The following is a 7093-nucleotide window of genomic DNA, read 5'->3' as shown; positions in this document are numbered from 1 at the left end:
GCTGGCCGTGCCCCCGAACGCGCGGACATATCGACGGGGGACATCGCCCCGAGGTGCCGGTAGCGGACAGGGCAAACGTTGCGAATCGCCGTATAGGGGCATGAGACGCATCCGAACGGAAAGTCATGGTAAGCCGCTCAACTCCGCTCTGCTAGCGGGACTTTTCGTTCCGATGCGCGTCATGCCCCTTGAAATCCCAGAGTTCCCGCGAACCCAAAGGTCGAGTCCAGGCTGTTGGGGTGGTCTGGGAGGTTGCGCACCCTTGGGTTCGCCGGAACCCAAGGCCGTCTACGGTCAGCCGTTCCCGGAGCGGCACCGGGCGGCGCCCCAAGGCCTGGCGACGCGAGACCACGCCGGCCCGGCGAGCAGTCAAGGCGCCTAAGTCGGTGTACGGCGCCAACCCCCGCGTGAGCAGGCATCCTCTGCCAGGGCGGCGCCCAGCAGCGGACCGAGTCATCCCCGACCGGGACCGACACATGACTCCTCGGCTTCACCACCACTACAAAAACCTCAACGAAGAGGAAGAGGTTTCACCGATCCCGAGACCCCTTCAACCGTCAAAGCGACGTGCTCTGCACGAAGAATGCCCAGGTCCTGGAGCTATGGCCACGATGGAGGGCTCAGGGAACTGTGGGGTTATCCCTTAATAAGGCGGAGTTCCGTGTCGATGCCGTGCATGGCAGGGCTCCAGCCGAGTTCCTTGCCCGCGGCGGCGCCGGACAGGCGCTGGGAGTAGGTGAGGGCCTCGGCGAACGGCCCCATGGCGGCCAGGGCGGCCTGGAGGGGGAGGGAGGCGGCCCCACCGGCGCCGAGGGCATGGCTCGCCCGCACGGCGAAGTCGCGGTAGGACAGGGACTCCCCGTTCGTCGCGAGGTACAGTGCGCCGGCCGGTGCCGTCCGCACCGCCCGGACGCACAGCTCCGCCAGGTCGTCGACGTGGACGAAGGCCAGCAGGTTGTCGCCGTCACCGACGTGGTGCACCTGTCCGGAGGTGCTGACGTCGGCGAGAAGCGATTCCGCGATGAAACCGCTGGCGCGTCCGTACACCATGGGGGCGCGCACGACCACCGACCGGACACCTGCTTGGGAGGAGCGGCGGATCTCGGCTTCGAGGGCGGAGCGCCAAGCGAGGAAGACCGGCGGGTCATCAGGCGTGTCGACGTCGACCTCGGTAGCCGAGCCGGTGTCACCGGTGCCCAGCGACCCCGTCACGTAGAGGAACGCCTTCTCACTGCCAGCCAGACGGGCGAGCACCGCCCGGACGGCGGCGGTGTCCGTTTCGCGGAACGTGTCAAGGTCGAACGCCCGCCAGGCGAAGATCACCGCGTCGGCTTCCACGGCCCGATCGATCCACCGCTCGATGTCCCCGACCTCACCCAGATAAGCCCGCACGCCCTTCCTGCCTAGGGCCTCCGTCGCCTTGGCCGACCTGGCGAGTCCGATGACCTCGTGACCCTGCCCGACGAGCCTGTCGGCGATCGCGCCACCGATGTATCCGCTGGCGCCGACGATGAAGACTTTCACCCGAATCCCTTACCTCAGAGGAGACCATACGAGCGGCGGGCCTCGCTCCTCGCGGAGCGGCCGTCTCCGCGACCTGGCCCCGTCCGGAACAGACCGGCCCACCTCCCGTGAGGTTAGAACCTTGACGCCGGTGTCAAAGCAAATCGGGCGATGGAGCGTGGCGGCGCGGCAGCGGCGAGAAGGTCGCCCGGTGGCGACCGGACCCGAATCGGCATGCCACCTCCCGTGGGGCTCACACAGCCGATAATCCCGATACCGGGCGGATGTGCGCCCGATCCGGCTGTGTCAAACAGCTGGAGCCCACCGGCCGGCGCAGCGGCCGCCCGGCCTGTACCTCGCCACGCTGGGCGCCCCGATGCCACCGCTGGAGGACCTGGATGGCACCCCCGGCATCCTGGTCGACGACTGCCTCCCAATCCTGGCCAAAGAGGCTGCCCCAGGGGGTTCCCGAGCGGCCCTCCGCTCCCGAACGTGTCCCCAGCCGCCAGGTAGCGATGTGCGGTTCAGTTGGTCCAGCGAGCTGGAGGGAACCCGTACGTATGAAAAATCGATTGCCTGTGGTGCTCGTACGGATGATCCTGGATGGATGGATCTTGAGCGCGCTGCGCGGGACTGGCGGGCCGATGGCTTCGTGATCCTCCCGGGGTTCATCCCTGCAGAGGAGTTGACAGCGGCGGTGAGCGAACTGGGTTTGCTTTTCCCCTCCGCCGAGGGCTTTCATGACGGCACCGACCCGCGCCGCGTCCGCTTCATCGGCGACGAGTTCGCCGGGATCGACACCTTCCCGTTCGCCAGCACCGAGATCAGCCTGCTGACAGTGAACCATCGCATCCTGGCGCTCGCCCAGGTGCTGCTGGATGACAGCGACGTCCATATCTACACGGCCGAGGCCTGGGCGAAGTACACCGGTGCCTGCGACTACGACCAGGACCTGCACCGCGACTACCTCAACCACACCTTGCTGGTCCCCAGCACGGCACCCGGCTGTCTGCAGGTGGAGATGTTCGTCTTCCTGGCCGACGTCCCCGAGGAACTCGGGCCGCCGCATCTGCTCTCACGTAGGCACACCGTGGACGTCCCCGCCGTCCCGAACTGGTTCCTGCGGCCGGGACAGCACAGCGCATGGCGATTCAACGACGACAGCGGCAGCCCACAGATGTATGGGGCCGAGGTCTCTGGTGCGGGGCCCGCCGGAACGGTCATCGCCTTCGAGTCCGGCACCTTCCACCGAGGCACTCAACTAACAGCACCTCGCGGCGCCCGCTACAGCATGCACCTGGGCTTCCGGCCATCCAGCCTCTCGTGGGGGCAACGTGTGGGATGGGCAGCGCGCAGCTTCGAACGAGAATGGGTCGACTTCGTCCACCGCGCTACACCTCGCCAACTCCAAGCCTTCGGGTTTCCCCCACCAGGGCATTCTTATTGGACTGCGCAGACGCTGGCCGGCATGGCACTGCGGTATCCGGAACTTGACCTCACGCCATGGTCGGCCTCCGCTCCCGCAACACGCAGGTCTTGATTTGCTTCTGTGCCTTCGCGAAGGCTGTCGGGATTAGAAGGTTTCCCGACAGGCGGCCCAGAGGCACCTGTAAACCGGATTCCCGGGGATGAAACACCACGCCAGGCGGCCTGGTTCGGGCGCTGATTGACGACAGTATTTTCCGACAGGTAGAAGGGGGCTTCGTCCTTCTTGAGGAGCGCCGGTGCGGATCGTCTACTCCCGCTCGTCCACCGCGACCCAGTCGCTGCTGCGGCAGCGGCACATCCTCACCGAGGCCGGGTTGCTGGTCCGGGCCGAGGGCGTCGCGGCGGGGTTCCACCCGGCCGAGGGTGTGCTGCTGTTTGAGGACCCGGCGACCACCTCCAAGGTTCCCGCGCTGGAGCGGCCCGCGTTCGCCAAGGTTGCCGCTGCTGCGCATCCCGGCGACACCCTCACGGTGTCGGAGCTGTTCCGGCTCTGCCGCGACCTGGTCGACATCCACACCGTCCGCGGCTGGTGCCAGGCCCGCGGCGTAGTGCTGCGGGTCCTGTCCGGGCCGCTGTCGAACTTCCACGACCTGGCCGCCAACGACGCCACCACCGACCTGATCATCAACGTGATCACCGCTGTGGGGCAGTTCCAGCGCGACCTGCAGAACGATCTGACCGCCGAGGGGATCGCCGCGGCCGAGGCCGAAGGCCGCTACCGCGGGCGGCCGGCCGCGCTGACCGGCGCACGCATCGAGGAGGTGCGGTCGGCGTTCACCCACCAGGGCGCCTCGATCGCGGCGCTCGCACGTGCGCAGGGGGTGAGTCGGGCCGCGGTCCGGACCGCGCTGGCCGGGCTGCTGCCCGACTAGCCGGCTTCGTCCCCTGGATCATCCTGATCGAGGGGACGAAGCCGATCAGGCCGCGAGGCCGAGGTCGAGGTGGCGGCCCATGTCGATGTCGATCGTGCCGTAGAGGTTGGCGTTGGACCAGAACAGCGGGGACAAGCCGCGTTTGTCGGCCTCGGTCAGCTTCTGCTGCCAGGTGGGGTCCTTCAGGACGGACTGGACGAGCAGGGTGTTGATGAACACCAGCGCGGACTGAAGCAGGTGCAGGCTGAGCATGGAGACCTCCTGGTGCTCCTTGTCGCTGCCCGGGAGGGTGCCGGCGCTGCCGTAGAACAGGTCGGTGTTGGCCGAATTCCAGTTCTCCACGACCTGCAGGCCCTCGTGGATCTCGCGGCGCAGTTCCTGAGCGGCGATGTACTCGGCGACGAAGATGCTCTTGACGGCCTTGCCGAGTTCCTCGATGGTCTTGTAGGTGGGGTGCTTGGGGCCGCCGCGGGTGAAGCATCGCAGCACCTGCTCGGCCTCGGCCGTGCCCAGCCGCAGGGCGGTGGCGTACTTGACCATCTGGTCATACTGCTGAGCGATGATCTCCCAGTCGATCGACTTGTCGGCCACCATGCCCGTCAGGCAGGACGGGACCTGGTCATCGGCGTCGGCCTTCACGAGCTTCTGATGGGCGATCCTCTTGATTCGCGGCAGCAGCTTGAACCCCAGCAGGTGGGAGAACGCGAACCCGACCAGGGACTGGCCGTGGCTGTCGGTGTACTGGCGGTCGATGGTGGCGTCGGTGCAGTGCCGCAGCACGCCCTCCATCATCGCGGCGACCTCGGAGGCGTTGCAGGACCGTAGCTGGGAGTAGACGCACACCGACTTGCGGTCCACGTGCCAGTAGATCATGACGCCGTGGCCGCCGTAGCGGGCGTGGTACTCGGTCATCAGGTTCGACGACCAGGACCCGAACTTCTTCGAGTCCGACGCGCACGCGGTGCCGTTGCCCCACCACAGCGGGTCCCGCATCCTCAGGGTGGCGTTCACCAGGGTCGCGATCGCCGCTCGCAAGTTGTCGCGGTTGACGAACAGGTGCCTTGTTGCGCGCAGCGCGGCCTCGGTCTCGCCGTGGCGGCCACCGTCGGCGACCCGTTTGATCCCCACATTGGTGCCGAGCGCGTACAGCACCAGCAGCAGCCGTTTGCGGATCACCTCCCGCGGGGTCGCCTCCCGGGTCGCGACCGTGGTGAACGCGTCGGTGAAGTCGGTGACGAAGTCGGACTCCTTCAGGAAGTCCAGCAGATCGATGATCCCCCAGCGGGCGGCGACCTCGGTGTGCAGCGCCCGCAGGTTCTCCGGCACCTTCAGCTTGCCCAGGTCAGGGATGTGCCAGCGCGGCTCACCGCGGTGCGTCTTCACCTTCGTGCCGCCGGAGCGGTTCTTGCGGACCGCCTCCCCGCACGCCGCCATCGAGGCGCGCATCGCCTCCTTCAACGTCTCGATGAACACACTGCTGTCCAGCGGCTGGCGCATGTTCTCGTAGTGGACGTCCCGGTTGTCCTCGAAATTGGTCGGCAAGTCCTCCTCGGGATTGCGCCAGCGGCGGGCGCCGGCGACGTAGATCTCGCGGCGGCGCAACGCGTCCTTCAACGACACGATCACGCACAATTCGTAGGAGGCCCGCTCGATGACCACGTTCTCGTCGACGACCGCCTCCAGCCAGCCATCCGGAACCACCCCATGGATGGGGACGTTCTCGGATGCGTCGTAGTGGCGGGTGGTGTTCGGGATGTCGGCGTAGCGCTGCAGCAGGTCCACGGCATCCATCACCGGCCGGTAGGCGGTGTTGTTGCACTTGAACTCGATCGCGGCCAGCAGCTTGGGCAGCATCCGCCGGTAGTAGGAGGTGTAGGAACTGGTCAGCACCGTCCGCACCCGGGCCTTGTAGGCCCTGGCGTCCGCCTTCGCTTCCGCCACCAGCGCCCGCAGCGTGTTCTCCCCGCCCGGCACCGCCGGGAACACCACCTGCCGGACCGTGCCCTCCGGTGCCCGCAACGACGCCTCGGCGATCGAGAACAGCTTCTCGGTCTTGCGGTGCACCTTCTTGGCCTCGGCCTCGATCGCCCGCTCGACCTTCCGCTCCGCCCGAGTATTGATCTTCGACACCAGGCCGATGAACAGATCGACCAGTGCGTCCGTGATCTCCGTCGTCCGCGACCACGCCAACGCGGCCACCAACGTCAACCGGACCGGCGGCTGGTTCGCCGCGAAGTCCGATGGGTGCGAGGCCATCGCCCTCGCCCGCCAGGAGGCCACCAGCCGATCCGAATACCCGCCGAACAGATCCACCGCCAGCCCCAGAGCCTTCGCCCGCCGTAGCTTGACGATCTCCTCCAGCAGCGTCTCCAGCCCCAACCGGCCCGGGTCGGACTTCAACTCCAACAAGAACCCGTCCTCACCCGTGGCCAGCTCCCACAGCGACCGCGCCGAGTTCGCCGACAATCCATTCAGCACATGCAGGCAGAACTCCCGCTCGAACCGCGCCCTGCCTGCACCCACGATCCGCTCCAGCCGACCCGGCGGCTCGATCTTCGAGGTCCGGCAGCGGGCCAGCAGCGCCGCTCGCAGCCCTTCGTCCGTGAACACCATCGGGCAGATCTTGTCCGCCAGCCATTCGGCCAGTACATCCTCATCCGCCCGGGTCGACTCCCGAAACCCCAGCGCGTCCCGCACCTGGGCCCGGTGCCGCTCGATCGACCGGCCCGACCAGTCGTATTCCGCCAGCAACGCCGGCTCGACCTTCACCTGGCCGGCCACATAGTCCACCGCAGCCCTGGGCAGCTCACCCGCGTGCCGCGGGAACCGGCCCTCCTGCTCGAAGAACTTCAGCATCAGGCCGAACCCCAGACGGGTCGCCCCCGTCTTGTTCCCCACCAGCTCCCAGTCGCCGTCCAGCAGCGTTCACGCCGCGATCAGCTCCTCCGGCTCCCACTCCCGACGCACTCGAACCGCCCTCCACCCGACCGCCTCCCACACCAACACGATCAAGCGGAAACTCCACCCAACTAGCCACATTCACCGCACCGAAACGATCACGAACCGCAATCGTGACCTCTCACTCCTCTACCTAGCGGCTGGGGACATGTTCGGGAGCGGAGGGCCGAGCAGAACGACTCGTCCGTGGCGCGCGCCCTGGTCGTCGCCCTGCATGTGGTCAGCCGCCACGCCGACCGGGTCGGTGCGGAGCTCAACGCCTCCTCGCTCGG

The 7093-nt window shown here is 67.5% G+C and carries 4 protein-coding genes; 2 read left to right on the top strand and 2 right to left on the bottom strand.

All coding sequences use genetic code 11. From position 1 onward, the window contains the following. Positions 1 to 636: 636 nt before the first annotated feature. Positions 637 to 1524, bottom strand: a complete 888-nt coding sequence (locus tag ACFY3V_RS31840; RefSeq protein WP_389778613.1) for an NAD-dependent epimerase/dehydratase family protein — start codon at positions 1522 to 1524, stop codon at positions 637 to 639. Between the two features lie 586 nt (positions 1525 to 2110). On the opposite strand from ACFY3V_RS31840, the gene ACFY3V_RS31835 reads away from it, so the two are divergent. Together ACFY3V_RS31835 and ACFY3V_RS31830 are read left to right on the top strand one after the other, a co-directional pair. Continuing rightward, on the top strand, positions 2111 to 3043 hold the full coding sequence (locus tag ACFY3V_RS31835; RefSeq protein WP_362904326.1) for a phytanoyl-CoA dioxygenase family protein: 933 nt from the start codon (positions 2111 to 2113) through the stop codon (positions 3041 to 3043). Between the two features lie 184 nt (positions 3044 to 3227). Next, complete coding sequence (locus ACFY3V_RS31830) at positions 3228 to 3863, top strand: recombinase family protein (protein ID WP_362904328.1); 636 nt, start codon at positions 3228 to 3230, stop codon at positions 3861 to 3863. Between the two features lie 45 nt (positions 3864 to 3908). Here ACFY3V_RS31830 and ACFY3V_RS31825 read toward each other — a convergent pair whose 3' ends face one another. Continuing rightward, complete coding sequence (locus ACFY3V_RS31825; protein ID WP_389778623.1) at positions 3909 to 6782, bottom strand: Tn3 family transposase; 2874 nt, start codon at positions 6780 to 6782, stop codon at positions 3909 to 3911. Positions 6783 to 7093 lie beyond the last annotated feature (311 nt).

It is taken from the genome of Streptosporangium sp. NPDC000095 (assembly GCF_042899335.1).
Lineage (GTDB): Bacteria > Actinomycetota > Actinomycetes > Streptosporangiales > Streptosporangiaceae > Streptosporangium.
This window is presented reverse-complemented; position numbering and strand designations above follow the sequence as displayed.

Bases quoted from the DNA above. Each gene is read 5' to 3' on its own strand.
- ACFY3V_RS31835 (WP_362904326.1), top strand. From the start codon at position 2,111: ATGGATCTTGAGCGCGCTGCGCGGGACTGGCGGGCCGATGGCTTCGTG.